Consider the following 16245-nt stretch of genomic DNA (forward strand, 5'->3'; position numbering starts at 1 on the left):
CTGCACGGGGCGGGCAGTCCTACGGGGCGGGCGGCTGCACGGGGCGGGGGGTCAGACGGCGGCGGGCGGCTGCACGGGGCGGGCGCTGAGTTCCTTGGCCGCCTCCGTGAGGTCCTTGGCGGTGTCGATGGCCCGCCAGTAGGCCCCCTGGGGGATCGGGAAACCGGCCAGCCTCCGCTCGCGGGCCAGCCGCGGGAAGGTGGTGCGCTCGTGGTCGCCCCGGTCCGGGAGCTGGGCGGTGAAGCCGGGCGCGAAGACGTACACGCCCGCGTTGATGAGGAAGGGCGAGGGCGGGGCCTCGATGAAGTCCAGCACCTGGCCGAACTCGTTGGTCTCGACGGCGCCCCACGGGATACGGGGGCGGGCCAGCGCGAGGGTCGCGATCGCGTCGCGCTCACGGTGGAAGGCGGCCATCTCGCGGAGCGAGAAGCGGGTCCAGATGTCGCCGTTGGTGGCGTACCAGGCTTCGTCGGGCCGGGGCAGCGAGGCCGCCGCGTACTTCAACCCGCCGCCGCGGCCCAGCGGTTCGCGCTCGACGACCGTGGTCACGTTCAGCGGCTGCGGGGTGCCGTCCAGCCACTCCTGGAGCACCTCGGCGAGGTGGCCGCAGGACACGACGGCGTCGGTGACGCCCTCGGCGGCGAGCCACGCGAGCTGGTGCCCGATGATCGGCGTCCCGGTGCCGGGGATCTCCACCATCGGCTTGGGGCGGTCGTCGGTGTACGGCCGCAGCCGCGAGCCCTGGCCGCCGGCCAGGAGCACGGCCTGGGTGACCGGCGCGGCGTCGTGGCGCGAGGCGTCATCCGGCGCGGCGTCGTGGCGCGAGGCGTCATCCGGCGCGGCGGCGTGGTGCGTGGCCTCGGCGCGCGAGGCGTCGTGGGCGGTCGAGGGGGAACGGTCGTCGGCGCGCGTCATGCAGCGCACCCTATGCGAAGGCGGCGTACGTCCCGCACCGGGCGGGCCGTACGCCGCAAGGGGTTCCTCGCGCGTGCCGGTGGTGGGAGGCGGCCGGAGAGGCCGCCGTCAACAGCGATGTCAGCCGACCGAGGCGACGCCCGTCGCGAAGGCGGTGTCGCACACCGGGCGCGACCACGCCTGGGCGCGCTGCGTGGCGCCGTCGTACTTGGCGACGGCGGCGCGCCCCAGCGACCGGGCGATCGACGCGCAGTACCGTGCGAGCGACGGCTGACGCGCCATCTCGACCTGCAACTGGGTCAGAGCGGCGCCGGGGTCCTTCTCCTGGAGTTCGTCCAACAGACGGCGGCGCAGCACCTCCTGCGGTGCCTTGGAGGCATCCTGCGCGGCAACCTGCTCCTTCGTCTTCGCGGATGCGGTGAGCACCTGCGAGTCGGAGGAGGAGTCCGCCCACGGGACGCGGGTGACGGCGAGCGTTCCCGACAGCACGAGAACGACCGGAAGAACGAGCGCGAATGTCTTGCCGAGACGGCGAGCTACCTGGTTCACGCATCGGATCGTAGCGACTGGTGATGATTTGGCGACATTTAGTCACCCTGACGAGGGAGTGAAAATCTCGGAGAGGGTGTTCGGGTGTTGACGAACACACCCGAAAGGCCGGATATGCGTATGTATTTGTCGACAACGTGTACGGATGGCGGGGGTGGGGGCGAGGCGGGGGGCGAGGCGGCGACGCGGCTCAGGTAGCGGCGGCACACGTACCGGCGGGACACGTACCGGTGGCACACGTACCGGCGGCTCACGTACCGGTGGTACACGGCGACGGCCCGCCGGTACGTGAGGAGTCACGTACCGGCGGGCCGTCGGCGTGGAGGAACCGGTGGATCAGCGGTTGTCGGTCAGGCGCTCGCCGGAGGAGGTGGCGAAGACGTGCGTCTCACCGGCGCGCGGCACGACGTGCAGCACGGAGCCCTTCTCGGGGATCGCGCGGCCGCCGACGCGGATGACGACGTCCTTGTCCTCGTCGCCGACCTTGGCCGAGCCGTACACGTAACCGTCGGCGCCCAGCTCCTCGACGACGTTGACGGTGACGGCGAGACCCGCCGGGCCCTCCTTCGTCAGCGCCTTGGAGCTGTCGTTCTCGGAGACGATGTCGAAGTGCTCGGGGCGGACGCCGACGGTGACCGTACGGTCGCCCTTGTCCGACGCGGCCTGCACCGCTTCGCGCTCGACGTTCACGACCGCGTTGCCGAACTTCACGCCGCCGTCGGTGATCGGCACCTCGATGAGGTTCATCGCCGGGGAGCCGATGAAGCCGGCCACGAAGAGGTTCGCGGGGCGGTCGTACATGTTCCGCGGGCTGTCGACCTGCTGGAGGATGCCGTCCTTGAGGACCGCCACGCGGTCGCCCATGGTCATGGCCTCGACCTGGTCGTGCGTCACGTACACGGTCGTGACGCCCAGACGGCGCTGGAGGCTCGCGATCTGCGTACGGGTCTGGACGCGGAGCTTGGCGTCGAGGTTCGACAGCGGCTCGTCCATGAGGAACACCTGCGGCTCACGGACGATCGCGCGGCCCATCGCGACACGCTGGCGCTGACCGCCGGAGAGCGCCTTCGGCTTGCGCGCCAGGTACTCGGTGAGGTCCAGGATCTTCGCGGCTTCCTCGACCCGCTTGCGGATCTCGGCCTTGTTGACGCCCGCGATCTTCAGGGCGAAGCCCATGTTGTCCGCGACGGTCATGTGCGGGTACAGCGCGTAGTTCTGGAACACCATCGCGATGTCCCGGTCCTTCGGCGGCAGGTGCGTGACGTCCCGCTCACCGATCCGGATCGCACCCGCGTTGACGTCCTCGAGACCCGCGAGCATGCGCAGGGAGGTCGACTTGCCGCAACCCGAGGGCCCGACGAGAACCAGGAACTCGCCGTCCCCGACCTCGATCTCCAGGCCGTCCACCGCGGGCTTGTCGCCACCGGGGTAGATGCGGGTCGCCTTGTCGAACGTGACAGTTGCCATGACTGATTACAGTCCCTTCACCGGCAGGAACGTGCCGGACGATCCGAGTAAAGGAAGGATTGGTCCAGTCCACACTGTGTGAACCTTCCCGTGACGCTACCTTGCCCCCCGCCCCTTGTCACCAGCCCCCCGCCCCCCACTTTCCCTCCCACCCCCCGATCCGTGCCCGCTACACTTCTCCTGCGCCTCCTTAGCTCAGCTGGCCAGAGCACCGCTCTTGTAAAGCGAAGGTCGTCGGTTCGAATCCGACAGGGGGCTCTCTGTGGACCCCGGCCCAGACAGGATCTGGGCCGGGGTTCTGCGTTGGCGGATGCGGTCGGCCGGGCGGGTGTGGAGAGTCCCGGTCGGAGCCCGTCAACGGTGCGGGCTCTGGGGCGTCAGGTCGGGCTAGGCTGGGAGACCGGTCGGCCCGTTCATGGGAGGCACAGCGGCATGGACCCGCAGCGCTTCGCACTCCTTGATGAGGCCCGCAGGAGTCTGCCGGACGGGTTCAAGACCGAGATCTCCGGCGACACGATCGTGATGATGGTCGGCCCCCCTGGCATCCACCAGCGCAATCTCCTGGTGGTAAGGCGCCAGTTCGACGCACACTGCCCTGGCGACCTGCTGCCGAGCGAGAACACCGACCTCGTCTCTCCCGGTGTGGGCAAGAGCCGCAACCCCGATCTGACGTACCTGCCCGCTGACGTGCTGGAGACCACCGACAATCAGGTCCCCGCGGAGAGCGCGGCCATCGCCGTCGAGCTGGTCTCGCCGTCGAACCCTGAGAACGACTGGGTGGGCAAGGTACGGGACTACCCGATGATGGGAATCCCGCTGTACCTCGTGGTCGACGCGAGGCTGAAGACGGTCACGCTCTTCAGCCGTCCCGACGGCGGGAAGTATCACCGTCGCGAGGACGCCGATTTCGGTGAAAGCCTTCGCGTCCCGCAACCGTTCGGCTTCGACCTGGACACTGGGACGCTGCTGCCCTCCTCGTGAGGTTCTTTCCCGCGCAGAGGTCCGCGCGTGGCGGTTCACAGGACGCAGAAGCCGGCGGGCGACTGCGCGAAGGCGGCGATGTCCTCACCGGGCCTGCCGGGGGCACCGCCGCGTTGCAGATCCGACCGGCGGGCAGGCTCGGGCCCCGGGGGGATCGGCGCGGCGTGAGGACCGCGTCCTCTGGGGTGGGGGCGCGGTCCTGGGGGTGGGGGAGGGTCAGGAGGTGCGGGTGGGGGACGGGGCGGAGGGGTCTCCGAGGACGTGGAGGCCGAGGAGGCCGCCGATGGCGCCCTGGGTGGGCTTGGGGGCCGGGGCGGACGGGGCGGGAGCCTCCGGCTGCGAGGGCGGGGCGGGCGGCGGGGCCTGCGAAGTCCCGCCGGAGGAACCGCCGCTGGAGGAGGACGTCGAGCCGCTGGTCGGGCGGGAGCCCGCGGAGTGGCCGCCGCCGGTCGACGAGGAGGACGTGGACGACGAGGACGTCGGTGCCTTGGACGTCGGCTGCCCCTTGGCCTTCTTCTTGTCCTCGCCCTTCTTCTTGGACTTCGGCGACGCCGACGGCTTCGGCGACGCGCCCTGCGGCCCGCTGCCGCCCGAGACCTCGGGCAGCGGGGAGCCGGGCAGATTGTTGGTCGGGATGACCGTCGGCCGCTGCGGCCTGTCGTCGTGCGTGCTGGACGCGCGGACGGCGGCGCCGAGCACCGAGCCGATCAGCAGCGTCAGACCGGCGATCACGGTGGCGAGCACCGTGCCGCGCCGCAGCACCCGGCGGCGCAGGTCCCACACCGTGACGCGCGGGCCGAGCCGCCGCCAGGCGTCCCCGGCGAGGTGACCGTCGATGGAGTACACCGGCGCGCCCGCGATGATCAGCGGGCTCCACGCGGCGAGGTAGATGAAGTCCGGGGCGTCGTACACCGGGACCGTCCGCCAGCTCACCGTCACCAGCAGCGCGATCGACAGGCCCGCGCCGAAGAAGGCCGCGACACGCTGCCACAGACCGCAGACGGTCAGAACGCCGACGACCACCTGGAGGAAGGCGATGCTCAGGCCCGCGCCCACCGGGTGGTTGAGCGCGGCGTCGCGCAGCGGCTCCGCGAGGGCCCACGGGTGCAGGGAGTTGAGCCAGGTGACCATCGAGCCGCGCTTGCCGCCGTCGAAGTAGACGGGGTCGCAGAGCTTGCCCATGCCCGCGTAGATCGACACGAAGCCGAGGAAGATCCGCAGCGGGAGCAGCACGATGCCGAGGTTCATCCGGCGGTCGGGGTACCAGGCGTGCTTGGCCGGTTCGCCGTTGCGGGTACGCGGCCTGCGCTCGGCGCCGTCGACGGACGAGGAGTCGCCGACGTAGCCCACCCGCTGCTCGTCGGAACCGCCGTCCGCGCCCTCGTCGTACGCGCCGGTCGCCGGGCGTACGCCGCTGAGCAGGCCGGTCGGCGACTGCGCGCCGCGCTGGCCCACGACGGTCGGCACGGGGGGCGCCACCGTGGTGTCGTCGATCCGCGGCAGCACCTGGGTGGCCGCGCCGGAGGAGTTCGCGCCGCCGGCCACGCCCGCGCGGCGGACCGCCTGGAGCAGTTCCCCGGCCGCCGGGTCGCCCGGCGTGGAGCGGCCCGACCACACCACCGGCGACAGCTTCCGCCGCCCGGCCGCGCCGGGCCGCGCTTGCGTCACGACGGGGATCTGCGCGGTGTCGTCGAGGCTGAGGGCACGGCCCGGGGTCGCGCCGAGCTGCACCCGGAAGCTCGCGTGATTGACGATGACCTGGGCGGGATCGCTCGGCACCCTGGCCATGCTCAACGGAGCGGGCTCGTCGAAGCCGGGCAACCCTCCCCCCGTAGGAGTGCGGGGTGTTCTGGTGTCCACACTCATCTAACCGAGTGACGGACGTTTAGGACACTGCCTCCGCGCCCCCACGATGTCCGAGACCCGTCAACGCCCGGTCAGCGCCCCGGCGATGACGATTCGAAGACGCGTCCGAGAACGCCTCAGGAAGTGTCACGGGGCTGCTCAGAGCCTGCGCCGCGCAAGCTTTTCAGCCCCGGCGCCACGACCCGGCACCACGACCCGCCACAGACGCGGCGCCACAGTCCCGGCGCCACGACCACGGCTCAGGCTCTGCGCCACAACCACCGCTCAGGCCCTGCGCCGCGACGCCTCGTACAGCACAACACCCGCCGCCACACCGGCGTTCAGCGACTCCGCCGCGCCGCCCGGCATCGGAATCCGCACCAACAGGTCGCACGTCTCGCTGACGAGCCGCGACAGCCCCTTGCCCTCGCTGCCCGCGACGATGACGACGGGCCCCGACAGGGCGTCCAGCTCGTGCAGTTCGAGGTCGCCGTCCGCGGCCAGGCCGACGACGGTGAGCCCGGCCTTCTGGTACGACTCCAGGGTGCGGGTGAGGTTGGTGGCGCGCGCCACCGACACCCGCGCCGCCGTACCCGCGGACGTCTTCCACGCACCGGCCGTCATCCCGGCCGCGCGCCGCTCGGGCACGACGACGCCGTGCCCGCCGAAGGCCGCCACCGAGCGGACGACGGCGCCGAGGTTACGAGGGTCGGTGACACCGTCGAGCGCGACGATCAGCGGGTCCTCGCCCGCGTCGTGCGCGGCGGCGGCCAGATCGTCCGGGTGCGCGTACTCGTACGGCGGGATCTGGAGCACCAGGCCCTGGTGGTTCAGGCCCGCGGTGAGCCGGTCGAGCTCGGGGCGCGGGGCTTCGAGCAGCGGTACGCCGCGGTCGGTGGCCAGCCGCAGCGCCTCCCGTACCCGGTCGTCGTTCTCGATGAACTGCTGGACGTACACAGCTGTGGCCGGGATGTCGGCGCGCAGCGCCTCCACCACCGGATTGCGGCCGACGACCAGCTCGGAGGTCGACTTGGAGCCGCGGCCCGACGGGCGCCGGGACTGCGAGGAGACGGCCCGCTTGGCCGCGGCGTTGGCGACGCGGTTCTTCTTGTGGCCCTTGCGCGCCTCCGCGGGCGGCGTCGGGCCCTTGCCCTCAAGGCCCCTGCGCCGCTGCCCGCCGCTGCCGACCGTGGCGCCCTTTTTGTTGGATGTACGGCGGTTCCTGCGCTGGCTGTTCCCGGCCATGGGGCACTCTCACTTCGCTTCGGTCATGCTCGCCGGACATGGGTCCGGCGTACGGATATACGGGTCGGGTCGGGTCGCGTCGACGGGTCGGGCCCGTCGGCCGGGGCCGCGGAGGCGGTCCGCCACGGAGGCGGTCCGCCACGGAGGCAGTCGGCCGCCGAGGCGGTCGGCCGCGGGATCGGTCAGCCGCGCAGCGTCCAGCGCGAACCCGTCGGTGTGTCCTCGATCTCCAGACCCGCCTGTACGAGCTGGTCGCGGATCGCGTCGGCGGTCGCGTAGTCCTTGCGGGCGCGGGCCGACTGCCGCTGTTCGAGGACCAGCCGGACCAGGGAGTCCACGACGCCGTGCAGGTCGTCGCCGCGGTCGGCGCCCGTCCAGTGCGCGTCGAGCGGGTCGAGGCCCAGCACTCCGAGCATCGCACGGACCTCGGCCAGACGCGCGACCGCGGTCTCCTTGTCGTCCGCCGTCAGCGCGCTGTTGCCCTGCCGGACGGTGGTGTGGATCACGGCGAGCGCCTGCGGCACTCCCAGGTCGTCGTCCATCGCCTCGGCGAAGGCGGGCGGCACCTCGGCGGCGGGCTCGACCGGCCCGGCTTTCTCGATGACCCGCTGCACGAAGCCCTCGATCCGCGCGAAGGCGGACTCCGCCTCGCGCAGCGCCTCCTCGCTGTACTCGATCATCGACCGGTAGTGCGGGGTGCCCAGGTAGTAGCGCAGCACGATCGGCCGCCAGCGCTGCACCATCTCGGAGACCAGCACCGAGTTGCCGAGCGACTTGCTCATCTTCTCGCCGCTCATGGTGACCCAGGCGTTGTGCACCCAGTAGCGGGCGAACTCGTCGCCGTACGCCTTGGCCTGCGCGATCTCGTTGTCGTGGTGCGGGAAGATCAGGTCGATCCCGCCGCCGTGGATGTCGAAGACGCTGCCCAGGTACTTGTGGGCCATCGCCGAGCACTCCAGGTGCCAGCCGGGACGGCCGCGGCCCCACGGCGTCTCCCACGACGGCTCGCCGGGCTTGGTCGACTTCCACATCGCGAAGTCCCGCTGGTCCCGCTTGCCGGTCTCGCCCTCGCCCTCGGGCTGGCGCAGATTGTCCAGCTCCTGGTTGGACAGCTCCAGGTACTCGGGGAACGAGCGCACGTCGAAGTACACGTTCCCGTCGGCCTCGTACGCGTGCCCGCGCTCGATGAGGCCGCGCATCATCTCGATCATCTCCGGTACGTGGCCGGTGGCGCGCGGCTCGTACGTGGGCGGCTGGCAGCCCAGCGCGTCGTAGCCCGCGGTGAAGGCGCGCTCGTTCTCGTACCCGATCGCCCACCACGGGCGGCCCTGGTCGGCCTCCTTGGCGAGGATCTTGTCGTCGATGTCCGTCACATTGCGGATGAACGTGACGTCGTAGCCGCGGTAGCGGAACCAGCGCTGGATGATGTCGAAGTTGAGCCCGGACCTGATGTGCCCGATGTGCGGGGCCGCCTGCACGGTGGCGCCACACAGGTAGATCGAGACGCAGCCCGGCGTGAGCGGGACGAAGTCACGGACCTGGCGCGCGTTGGTGTCGTACAGGCGAATAGTCACTCCACAAGGGTAGTGGCCCGGAGCGGGTGCCTTGTGCGGTCTGACACAGGGCACACACAACGGTGACAATCGGCTGTACGGCGACCCCCGCGCCCCGGCCCCGCCCGGCTGTACGGACGGCGGCCCCGCGCGGCTCAGCCGTGCTCGACGATGCGGTCCGCGCTCACCCGTACGACGACACGCACGTCCCCGGGCTCGTCGTTGCCGTACTCCTCACCGGTGTACTTCCGGCTCAGCGCGTTGATCAGGTCGTCGCCGCCCTCACGGGTGAGGGTCGCCGTGCCCCGGATCTCCAGGTACTTGTACGGGTTGTCGACCGGGGTCACCAGCACGGTGGTGCGGGGGTCCTTGAGCAGATTGAGGTGCTTGCGACGGCCCTCCTTGGTGGAGACGAGCACGTCGTCACCGTCACGCGTCACCCACACGACGGACAACTGGGCCTGGCCGTCGGGCTGGAGGGTGGCGATGGTCGCGAAATTCTTGCCGTCGATCAGGGCGCGGGCGGAGTCCGGGAGGGCGGCCATGAGCGGGTCCTTTCACATGCCGGGGCGGTGATCTTCCGGCTACGCAACGTGCCGGACGGGCGGAGAATTCCCTCACCCGCCCGTGGGTTTTCCTCGCTCACTCGTGCGGGTGAGCGCGGACCACCAGTGCCGTCGCGACGGCCGCGAGGCCGTCGCCGCGGCCGGGGAAGCCCAGGCCGTCGCTGGTGGCGGCGCTCACCGAGACGGGGGCGCCGACCGCCGAGGTCAGGACCTTCTGGGCCTCGTCGCGGCGGCGGCCGATCTTGGGGCGCTTGCCGACGACCTGGACCGCCACGTTGCCGATGACGAAGCCCGCGTCGCGCACGATCCGGGCGGCCTCGGTGAGCAGGGCGGTCCCGGAGGCGCCCGCCCACTCGGGCCGGTCGGTGCCGAAGTGGGCGCCGAGGTCACCGAGCCCGGCGGCGGAGAACAGGGCGTTGCAGGCCGCGTGGGCGACGACGTCGGCGTCGGAGTGCCCGGCGAGCCCCGGCCCCTCCCCCTCCCAGAGGAGTCCGGCGCACCACAGCTCGCGCCCTTCCTCGAAGGCGTGGATGTCGGTGCCGATGCCGACCTGGGGAAGCACGTAGCCGGGCGGCAGGCCGGAGCCGGGCAGACCGGACCCGGACAGGCCGCCGCCGGGCAGACCGGACCCGGACGGATCGCCGCCGGGCAGACCGGAACCGGGCAGATCGGACCCGGACACCCCGTGCCCGAGCGGGCCGTCAGTAGCCATCGGTGGCCCTCCTGCGGGCGAGTACGGCCTCGGCGAGTACGAGGTCCAGCGGGCGGGTGACCTTGAACGCCTCTTCGTGGCCCGGCACGACCAGCACCGGTACGCCGAGCTGTTCGACCATGCTCGCGTCGTCGGTGACATCGCGGGTGACGGTGGCGTGCGCCTTGGCGAGCGTGCCGCGGTCGAAGCCCTGCGGGGTCTGGACGGCGCGCAGCAGGGCGCGCTCCGGGGTGCCGGTGACCAGATGGGTGACCGCGTCGACGCTCTTGACGGTGTCGGCCAGCGGCAGCGCGGGGACGACGGCGGGGGCGCCGCCGCGTACCGCCTCGACCACGCCGTCCACGGTCTCCACCGGCACCAGCGGGCGGGCCGCGTCGTGCACGAGGACGACGTCCACGTCGTCGGGGAGCGCGGCGAGGCCGAGCCGTACCGACTCCTGCCGTACGTCACCGCCGGGGACGACCCGTATGTCGGTGGACTCGGGCAGGCCGTGGGCGTCGAGCAGCGCCCTGACCTCGGGGACGCCCTCGGGCGGGGCGACGACCACGATCACGTCGACGGCGCGGGCGCGGGCCATCGCGCGGACGGCGTGCACCAGGATGGGCACCCCGCCGAGGGTGCGCAGGGCCTTGGGCGCGCCGGGGCCGAGCCGAAGTCCACGGCCGGCGGCGGGAATGACTGCTGCGGTACGCAGGTTTGTGTCCTTGTATGAGGTGGGTATCGCCTGGGAGTACCCCCAGCCGAGGTTGGGGACAGTGCCGGGCAAGCGCTCACCGCGGACCCCTTCCGTGAAGTCCGCGGGGATGTGCCACGCCCGGTACCGCCTGGTGAGCGGTGCCGTATGTCTCCGGCCGTATGTCTCCGTACGCGGGCACAAGCATGCCGCAGCACCCGGTCGTCATGCCCGACCGGGTGCCGCGGTAATTCCCTCGGGTGGTGTTTCCGGGGGCAGTGCGTCGCCGTACGTCACGGTCGGCGTGGCCACGCCGATTGAGACGAGAAACGAGAACCTCGATGGCACGTGGTGGGCGCGCGCGAGGATCTTAGGACGCGAGAACCTCGTCGAGCAGCGCCTCGGCCTTGTCCTCGTTGGTGTTCTCCGCCAGAGCGAGTTCGCTGACCAGGATCTGCCGGGCCTTGGCGAGCATGCGCTTCTCGCCGGCCGACAGGCCGCGCTCGCGCTCACGACGCCACAGGTCGCGGACCACTTCTGCGACCTTGATGACATCGCCGGAAGCGAGCTTCTCCAGATTTGCCTTGTATCGCCGGGACCAGTTGGTGGGCTCCTCGGTGTACGGCGCGCGCAGCACCTCGAAGACCCGGTCCAGACCCTCCTGACCGACCACGTCGCGTACGCCGACGAACTCCGCATTGTCCGCGGGCACACGTACCGTCAAGTCGCCCTGGGCGACCTTGAGCACCAAGTAGGTCTTGTCCACGCCTTTGATCTGGCGAATTTCGATTGCCTCGATCAGCGCGGCCCCGTGATGGGGATAGACCACGGTGTCGCCAACCTTGAACGTCATGTGACAGGTACCCCTTCCGTGGCTATCCAGGGTAACACGGGAACGCCCTCATCTGAATGGCGTTTTCGCAGGTCAGAGCATATCTCAGGGCTTGACAACGGCCCCCGGGACGTGCTGGAGCATGCCTCCCGCGCGAGGTATCCGCAGGTGGGAGCAGGTATACGGGGAGGCTGAAACGCCGCCGTTACAGGCTCTACCGCCGCCGAACAAGGGGCAGTACGTCCCTATTTGTCGCTCCCGGACGAGTGGATCATCGCTACTCCGTTCGGGAACCTGCCCGCAGATGATCCAATTTTGCACAGTCGTGGAACAACGGCGGAACACTCGCGGAAAACCGGCCGCGCCGATCATGAACGACGTCGGGTAATCACGTCGGGGGAATGCGGAATGCAATGGGTACGCGCACCCGGCCCGCCACCGGGCGGGTGAACCGCGCGGGTGAGCCGGGCTCCCAGGGGCCACCCGGTGCGCGGGCGCGTCAACGGCTCGGTAATCTAAGGCCGCTGGAAGATCTTCCGAACCTGATCTAGGAGATGCCGCCGCCGTGGTCCGCAGCTTCCGTCGCGGCGCCCTCGCCGCCGTTTTCGCGCTCTCGCTCGCCCCGCTCGCCGCCTGCGCGGCCGGGAACGACGCGCAGACCCTGAAGGTCCAACCGGACAGCGACTCCGTGACCCACGGCGTGATCAAGGTACAGAACGCCGTGGTGCTCACCCAGAGCGCCGGCAACGGACCCGCGACGGTCTCCGCGCGCCTGTTCAACAACGGCGACGACGCCCAGACCCTCCAGTCCGTCCAGCTCGGCTCGACCAGGGTCACGCTCGCGGACAAGGACGGCGGCCAGACCGTCAGCGTCCCCGGCCACGGCACCGTGCTCCTCGGCGGCAAGGGCAACCCGTCCGCCGTCGTGGACAGCGGCACCGAGGCGCTGCGGGACGGCGACGTGCAGAACGCCGTGTTCGAGTTCAGCTCCTCCGGGCCCGTCGCGATCCAGCTCAACGTGATCCCGGCCACCGGCGACTACCAGCAGTTCGGTCCCAGCTCGCTGCCGACCACCCAGGCGCCGACGCCGAGCACCACGCCGACCGGTTCTGCCACGCCCACCGGCTCGGCCACGCCGACGGACACCGCGACCCCGACGGGCACCGCCACCCCGACCTCCTGAGGTCGGTTTTCGGACAACCTGAAACGGCCCGGTGGCACGCTCGCCACCGGGCCTTTCCCGTATACGAATCCGGGACGCGCTCTGCCGTCCGCGCGCTGTGTCAGGGCCCGGGTCCAAGGCCCGGACCCGGGTTTACGGCTCGAACTTGTAGCCCAGGCCGCGGACCGTCACCAGATAGCGCGGCGCGCCCGGGTCGGGCTCGATCTTGGCGCGCAGCCGCTTGACGTGCACGTCGAGGGTCTTGGTGTCACCGACGTAGTCGGCACCCCAGACCCGGTCGATGAGCTGCATACGGGTCAGGACGCGGCCCGCGTTGCGCAGCAGCATCTCCAGCAGGTCGAACTCCTTGAGCGGGAGGTCGACCTTGCCGCCGGAGACGGTGACCACGTGCCGGTCGACGTCCATCCGGACCGGACCGGCCTCCAGGGCGGCCGGGGAGATCTCCTCGGGCTCGCCGCGGCGGCGGAGCACCGCGCGGATGCGGGCGACCAGCTCCCGCGAGGAGAACGGCTTGGTCACATAGTCGTCCGCGCCTATCTCCAGGCCGACGACCTTGTCGATCTCACTGTCCTTGGCGGTCACCATGATGACCGGGACATTGGACTTCAGCCGGAGCTGGCGGCAGACCTCGGTGCCGGGCAGGCCCGGCAGCATGAGGTCGAGCAGCACCAGGTCGGCGCCATTGCGCTCGAACTCGTCCAGCGCGTCGGGCCCGGTCGCGGATATGGCGACCTCGAAGCCCTCCTTGCGGAGCATGTACGACAGCGCGTCGCTGAAGGACTCTTCGTCCTCGACGACGAGTACGCGTGTCACGGAAGGACCTCCGAGGCGGGGATGTGTTCGGGGAGAGAGCGGAAGAGCTGTTCGTCCGACGGCTCGTCCAGCGACTCCTGGTCGGAATCGAGATCGGAGTCGCGGTCGGAGTCGGGATCGGAGTCGGGGTCCGCGTCCGCCTCGGCCACGGGATCGGTGCCGGGCGGCAGTGCGCGGTCGCGGGCGATCCCGGCTTCGGGAAGCCGCAGTGTGAAGGTGGAGCCCTGACCCTCGGCGCTCCACACGGTGACCTCCCCGCCGTGCGAGGCGGCCACGTGTTTGACGATGGACAGCCCGAGCCCGGTGCCGCCGGTGGCCCGCGAACGCGCCGGGTCGACCCGGTAGAAGCGCTCGAAGACCCGGTCGCGGTCCTTCTCGGAGAGGCCGATGCCCTGGTCGGTGACGGAGATCTCAATGAGATCCCCGCCGGGTGCGTTGATCCTGCGCCCCGCGATGCCGACCCGCGTACGGGCCGGACTGTAGTTGACAGCGTTCTCGACGAGATTGCCGAGGGCGGCGGCGAGCTGGCCCCGGTTTCCCCATATGTGCAGGTCAGGGGTGGTTCCGGTAGCCATGGTGATCTGTTTGGTGTTGGCCTGGTGACGGCAGCGGTCGACGGCCTCGGCGACGAGGTCGTCCACGGCCACCGGCTCGGCGTCGTCGAGCAGGTCGTCGTCCTGGACCCGGGAGAGGTCGATGATCTCCTGGACCAGGCTGGTCAGCCGGGTGGCCTCGATCTGCATCCGGCCCGCGAAGCGGATGACCGCCTCGGGGTCGTCGGAGGCGTCCATGACGGCCTCCGACAGCAGGGAGAGCGCCCCCACGGGGGTCTTCAGTTCGTGGCTGACATTCGCCACGAAGTCACGGCGGACCGCCTCGATCCGCCGGGCCTCGGTGAGGTCCTCGACCAGCAGCAGCACCAGCCGGGAGCCCAGCGGGGCGACCCGCGCCGAGACCGCGAGACCCTCGCCGCGGCTCACACCGCGGCGCGGCAGGTCCAGTTCCACCTGCCGTATCTCGCCGTCCCGCCGGGTCTCGCGGGCCATCTGCAGCATCTGGTCGACGGCCAGCCGGCCGCCGCGTACCAGCCCGAGGGCGTACGCCGCCGAGCTGGCCTTGACCACCGTGTCGCCCTCGTCCAGGACGACGGCGGAGGACCGCAGGACCGAAAGGACGGTGTCCACGCCCGGCGGCAGCGCGCCGGTCATGTTGTCGGGCCGCATGGCCGTACGGGTGGGGCGGGCCTGTTCCCGCTCGCTCCAGCGGAACGCGAGCACGGCGATCACACCGGTCAGCAGACCGGCTATCGCACTGGCTGCGGCGACTGCCGCGTTCACGTCCATAGCCCCAGGTTAGGTGGGTCGCGCAAGCGATCCACAACCCCGGAAGCTACCTCTCGGATGCTCGTTGCCAAGAGTTCACCTTCACGTGGGGAGTGGTTCACTCAGGGTGTGCGGTCGGTACGCGTACGCCCATCAGCGTGGCAGCGTGGAGGAGAAACCTCTGTTCGGACGGAAGGAAAGCGATGCGGGACGCATATCACGAGGAGCTGGACTCGATCGGTGACGGTCTGGTCGAGATGGCCCGGCTCGTCGGCTCCGCGATCGGCCGCGCCACCACCGCGCTGCTCGACGCGGACCTGAAGGTCGCGGAGAGCGTCATCGCCGCCGACGAGAAGGTCGACGAGATCCAGCGGGAGCTGGAGAACCGGGCGATCACCCTGCTGGCCCGGCAGCAGCCGGTCGCCACCGACCTGCGGATCGTGGTCACGTCGCTGCGGATGAGCGCGGACCTGGAGCGGTCCGGCGACCTCGCCCGCCATGTGGCCAAGCTGGCCCGCCTGCGCTTCCCCGAGTCGGCCGTGCCGCGCGACCTGCACAGCACCATCCTGGAGATGGGCCAGCTCGCGCAGCGCCTGGTCGCCAAGGCCGGCGAGGTCATCGTCAGCAAGGACGTGGACGACGCGCTCCAGCTCGAAGCGGACGACGACCGCATGGACGAGCTGCACCGCACGCTCTTCCAGCACCTGCTGGACGACCGCTGGAAGCACGGCATCGAGACGGCCGTGGACGTGACGCTGGTCGGCCGGTACTACGAGCGCTTCGCCGACCACGCCGTGTCGGTCGCCAAGCGCGTCGTCTACCTGGTCACCGGTGAGCACGCGGACGAGATGACGCCGCAGACGCCGTCGGCGGTGGAGGGCGCGTAACGCCGTCCGGCGCGGGCGGGGGCTTGGGCGGCGCGTCGCGGGCCGGTGGCGGCGCGGAGGTCTTTCGCGGGGGCGGGGGTCTTTCGCGGCGCGCGGGCCGGTGGCGGCACGGAGGGCTTTCGCGGCGCGCGGGTCGGTCGCCGCGCGTAGGGCGCGTAAGGCATTCGGGGGAGGCCGGAGTGCGCTCGTGCGCCGGGGGTGCGCTATTGAAGGGCGCGGCCGGCGCGGAGTTCACTGGTGGGTAGGCAAGCCTGAGGAGGGTGTACTGATGCAGGAATCCCCCGTCACGCCAACTCCCGTACACGACCAGCCGTCTTCCGACCACGCCCCGCGGCCGCTCCGGACCCCGCTGCCGCTGGTCGCCGCGTGCGGCTGCGGCTCGGGGTGCGGCTGTGGCTGTCAGTCCGGCGGCGCCTGCCAGTGCGGAGGCTGCACCGGCTGACGCCCCGTCCGTCCCGACTCGTCTGATCCGTACCGTCCCGTCGCACCAACCGTTCACACGGACGACGGCCCGCGCTTCCTGACGGACGCGGGCCGTCGTCATGCCCGGCCAACGACGACGGCCGCGCCCTCGGACCGCCCTTGTGACGACTCGGAAGGCTCCGTCGACGTCCTGCCGGCCGACGGGCTGCTCGGCCGCCGACCCGCCGTCGACCCGTGAACGACAACGCCCCCCGTCTGCGGGAAAACCCGCGGACGGAG

Annotated in this window: 15 protein-coding genes and 1 tRNA gene; 4 read left to right on the forward strand and 12 right to left on the reverse strand. The window is 71.1% G+C overall.

Annotated features, from left to right (window positions below; genetic code table 11):
- Window positions 1-51: 51 nt before the first annotated feature.
- The 3 genes from ACIOC1_RS27895 to ACIOC1_RS27905 form a co-directional block, all read right to left on the reverse strand.
- Window positions 52-915, reverse strand: a complete 864-nt coding sequence (locus tag ACIOC1_RS27895) for an NDP-sugar synthase (RefSeq protein ID WP_401856662.1) — start codon at window positions 913-915, stop codon at window positions 52-54.
- Window positions 916-1035: 120 nt separating this feature from the next.
- Window positions 1036-1464 carry a hypothetical protein gene (locus tag ACIOC1_RS27900; RefSeq protein ID WP_188280613.1) on the reverse strand — a complete coding sequence of 143 codons (429 nt, stop codon included), beginning with the start codon at window positions 1462-1464 and terminating at the stop codon, window positions 1036-1038.
- A gap of 336 nt (window positions 1465-1800) precedes the next feature.
- The gene (locus tag ACIOC1_RS27905) at window positions 1801-2931 is read right to left on the reverse strand and encodes a sn-glycerol-3-phosphate ABC transporter ATP-binding protein UgpC (RefSeq protein ID WP_355342187.1); all 1131 of its coding nucleotides are present in this window, start codon (window positions 2929-2931) and stop codon (window positions 1801-1803) included.
- Window positions 2932-3115: 184 nt separating this feature from the next.
- Between ACIOC1_RS27905 and ACIOC1_RS27910 the strand changes: the two genes are divergently transcribed.
- Both ACIOC1_RS27910 and ACIOC1_RS27915 read left to right on the forward strand, forming a co-directional pair.
- A tRNA-Thr gene (locus ACIOC1_RS27910) sits at window positions 3116-3189 on the forward strand.
- 174 nt (window positions 3190-3363) lie between these two features.
- Window positions 3364-3912, forward strand: coding sequence for a Uma2 family endonuclease (locus ACIOC1_RS27915; RefSeq protein ID WP_401856663.1), 549 nt, complete (start codon window positions 3364-3366; stop codon window positions 3910-3912).
- Between the two features lie 216 nt (window positions 3913-4128).
- Here ACIOC1_RS27915 and ACIOC1_RS27920 read toward each other — a convergent pair whose 3' ends face one another.
- From ACIOC1_RS27920 to ACIOC1_RS27950, 7 genes are all read right to left on the reverse strand, one after another.
- On the reverse strand, window positions 4129-5700 hold the full coding sequence (locus tag ACIOC1_RS27920; RefSeq protein ID WP_401856779.1) for a DoxX family protein: 1572 nt from the start codon (window positions 5698-5700) through the stop codon (window positions 4129-4131).
- A 342-nt stretch (window positions 5701-6042) separates the two neighbouring features.
- Entirely contained in the window at window positions 6043-7002 is a 960-nt protein-coding gene (rlmB, locus tag ACIOC1_RS27925; protein ID WP_355342096.1) for a 23S rRNA (guanosine(2251)-2'-O)-methyltransferase RlmB, read from the reverse strand.
- A gap of 182 nt (window positions 7003-7184) precedes the next feature.
- On the reverse strand, window positions 7185-8576 hold the full coding sequence (gene cysS, locus ACIOC1_RS27930; protein ID WP_355342093.1) for a cysteine--tRNA ligase: 1392 nt from the start codon (window positions 8574-8576) through the stop codon (window positions 7185-7187).
- Window positions 8577-8710: 134 nt separating this feature from the next.
- Complete coding sequence (locus ACIOC1_RS27935; RefSeq protein ID WP_355342090.1) at window positions 8711-9100, reverse strand: PPOX class F420-dependent oxidoreductase; 390 nt, start codon at window positions 9098-9100, stop codon at window positions 8711-8713.
- Window positions 9101-9197: 97 nt separating this feature from the next.
- A complete protein-coding gene (gene ispF / locus ACIOC1_RS27940) occupies window positions 9198-9713 on the reverse strand; it encodes a 2-C-methyl-D-erythritol 2,4-cyclodiphosphate synthase (RefSeq protein WP_401724563.1) in 516 nt (171 codons plus the stop codon).
- Between the two features lie 109 nt (window positions 9714-9822).
- The gene (gene ispD / locus ACIOC1_RS27945; protein ID WP_391164090.1) at window positions 9823-10554 is read right to left on the reverse strand and encodes a 2-C-methyl-D-erythritol 4-phosphate cytidylyltransferase; all 732 of its coding nucleotides are present in this window, start codon (window positions 10552-10554) and stop codon (window positions 9823-9825) included.
- A 322-nt stretch (window positions 10555-10876) separates the two neighbouring features.
- Window positions 10877-11359 carry a CarD family transcriptional regulator gene (locus tag ACIOC1_RS27950; RefSeq protein ID WP_033174074.1) on the reverse strand — a complete coding sequence of 161 codons (483 nt, stop codon included), beginning with the start codon at window positions 11357-11359 and terminating at the stop codon, window positions 10877-10879.
- A gap of 544 nt (window positions 11360-11903) precedes the next feature.
- Between ACIOC1_RS27950 and ACIOC1_RS27955 the strand changes: the two genes are divergently transcribed.
- Window positions 11904-12521, forward strand: a complete 618-nt coding sequence (locus tag ACIOC1_RS27955) for a DUF461 domain-containing protein (protein WP_355342083.1) — start codon at window positions 11904-11906, stop codon at window positions 12519-12521.
- Between the two features lie 132 nt (window positions 12522-12653).
- On the opposite strand, the gene ACIOC1_RS27960 is transcribed toward ACIOC1_RS27955, so the two are convergent.
- Together ACIOC1_RS27960 and ACIOC1_RS27965 are read right to left on the reverse strand one after the other, a co-directional pair.
- The gene (locus ACIOC1_RS27960; protein WP_093716893.1) at window positions 12654-13334 is read right to left on the reverse strand and encodes a response regulator transcription factor; all 681 of its coding nucleotides are present in this window, start codon (window positions 13332-13334) and stop codon (window positions 12654-12656) included.
- Window positions 13331-14677, reverse strand: a complete 1347-nt coding sequence (locus ACIOC1_RS27965) for a sensor histidine kinase (RefSeq protein ID WP_401856664.1) — start codon at window positions 14675-14677, stop codon at window positions 13331-13333. Before ACIOC1_RS27965 ends, ACIOC1_RS27960 begins: the two co-directional genes overlap by 4 nt.
- A gap of 182 nt (window positions 14678-14859) precedes the next feature.
- On the opposite strand from ACIOC1_RS27965, the gene phoU reads away from it, so the two are divergent.
- A complete protein-coding gene (phoU, locus tag ACIOC1_RS27970; RefSeq protein WP_355342077.1) occupies window positions 14860-15543 on the forward strand; it encodes a phosphate signaling complex protein PhoU in 684 nt (227 codons plus the stop codon).
- Window positions 15544-16245 lie beyond the last annotated feature (702 nt).

The sequence above is a fragment of the Streptomyces sp. NPDC088197 genome (assembly GCF_044741185.1).
Classification (GTDB): Bacteria; Actinomycetota; Actinomycetes; order Streptomycetales; family Streptomycetaceae; genus Actinacidiphila.

Coding starts and splice junctions, on each gene's coding strand:
- ACIOC1_RS27895 (WP_401856662.1), bottom strand. CDS start 915: ATGACGCGCGCCGACGACCGTTCCCCCTCGACCGCCCACGACGCCTCG.
- ACIOC1_RS27905 (WP_355342187.1), bottom strand. CDS start 2,931: ATGGCAACTGTCACGTTCGACAAGGCGACCCGCATCTACCCCGGTGGC.
- ACIOC1_RS27915 (WP_401856663.1), top strand. CDS start 3,364: ATGGACCCGCAGCGCTTCGCACTCCTTGATGAGGCCCGCAGGAGTCTG.
- ACIOC1_RS27920 (WP_401856779.1), bottom strand. CDS start 5,700: ATGGCCAGGGTGCCGAGCGATCCCGCCCAGGTCATCGTCAATCACGCG.
- rlmB (WP_355342096.1), bottom strand. CDS start 7,002: ATGGCCGGGAACAGCCAGCGCAGGAACCGCCGTACATCCAACAAAAAG.
- ACIOC1_RS27935 (WP_355342090.1), bottom strand. CDS start 9,100: ATGGCCGCCCTCCCGGACTCCGCCCGCGCCCTGATCGACGGCAAGAAT.
- ACIOC1_RS27950 (WP_033174074.1), bottom strand. CDS start 11,359: ATGACGTTCAAGGTTGGCGACACCGTGGTCTATCCCCATCACGGGGCC.
- ACIOC1_RS27965 (WP_401856664.1), bottom strand. CDS start 14,677: ATGGACGTGAACGCGGCAGTCGCCGCAGCCAGTGCGATAGCCGGTCTG.
- phoU (WP_355342077.1), top strand. CDS start 14,860: ATGCGGGACGCATATCACGAGGAGCTGGACTCGATCGGTGACGGTCTG.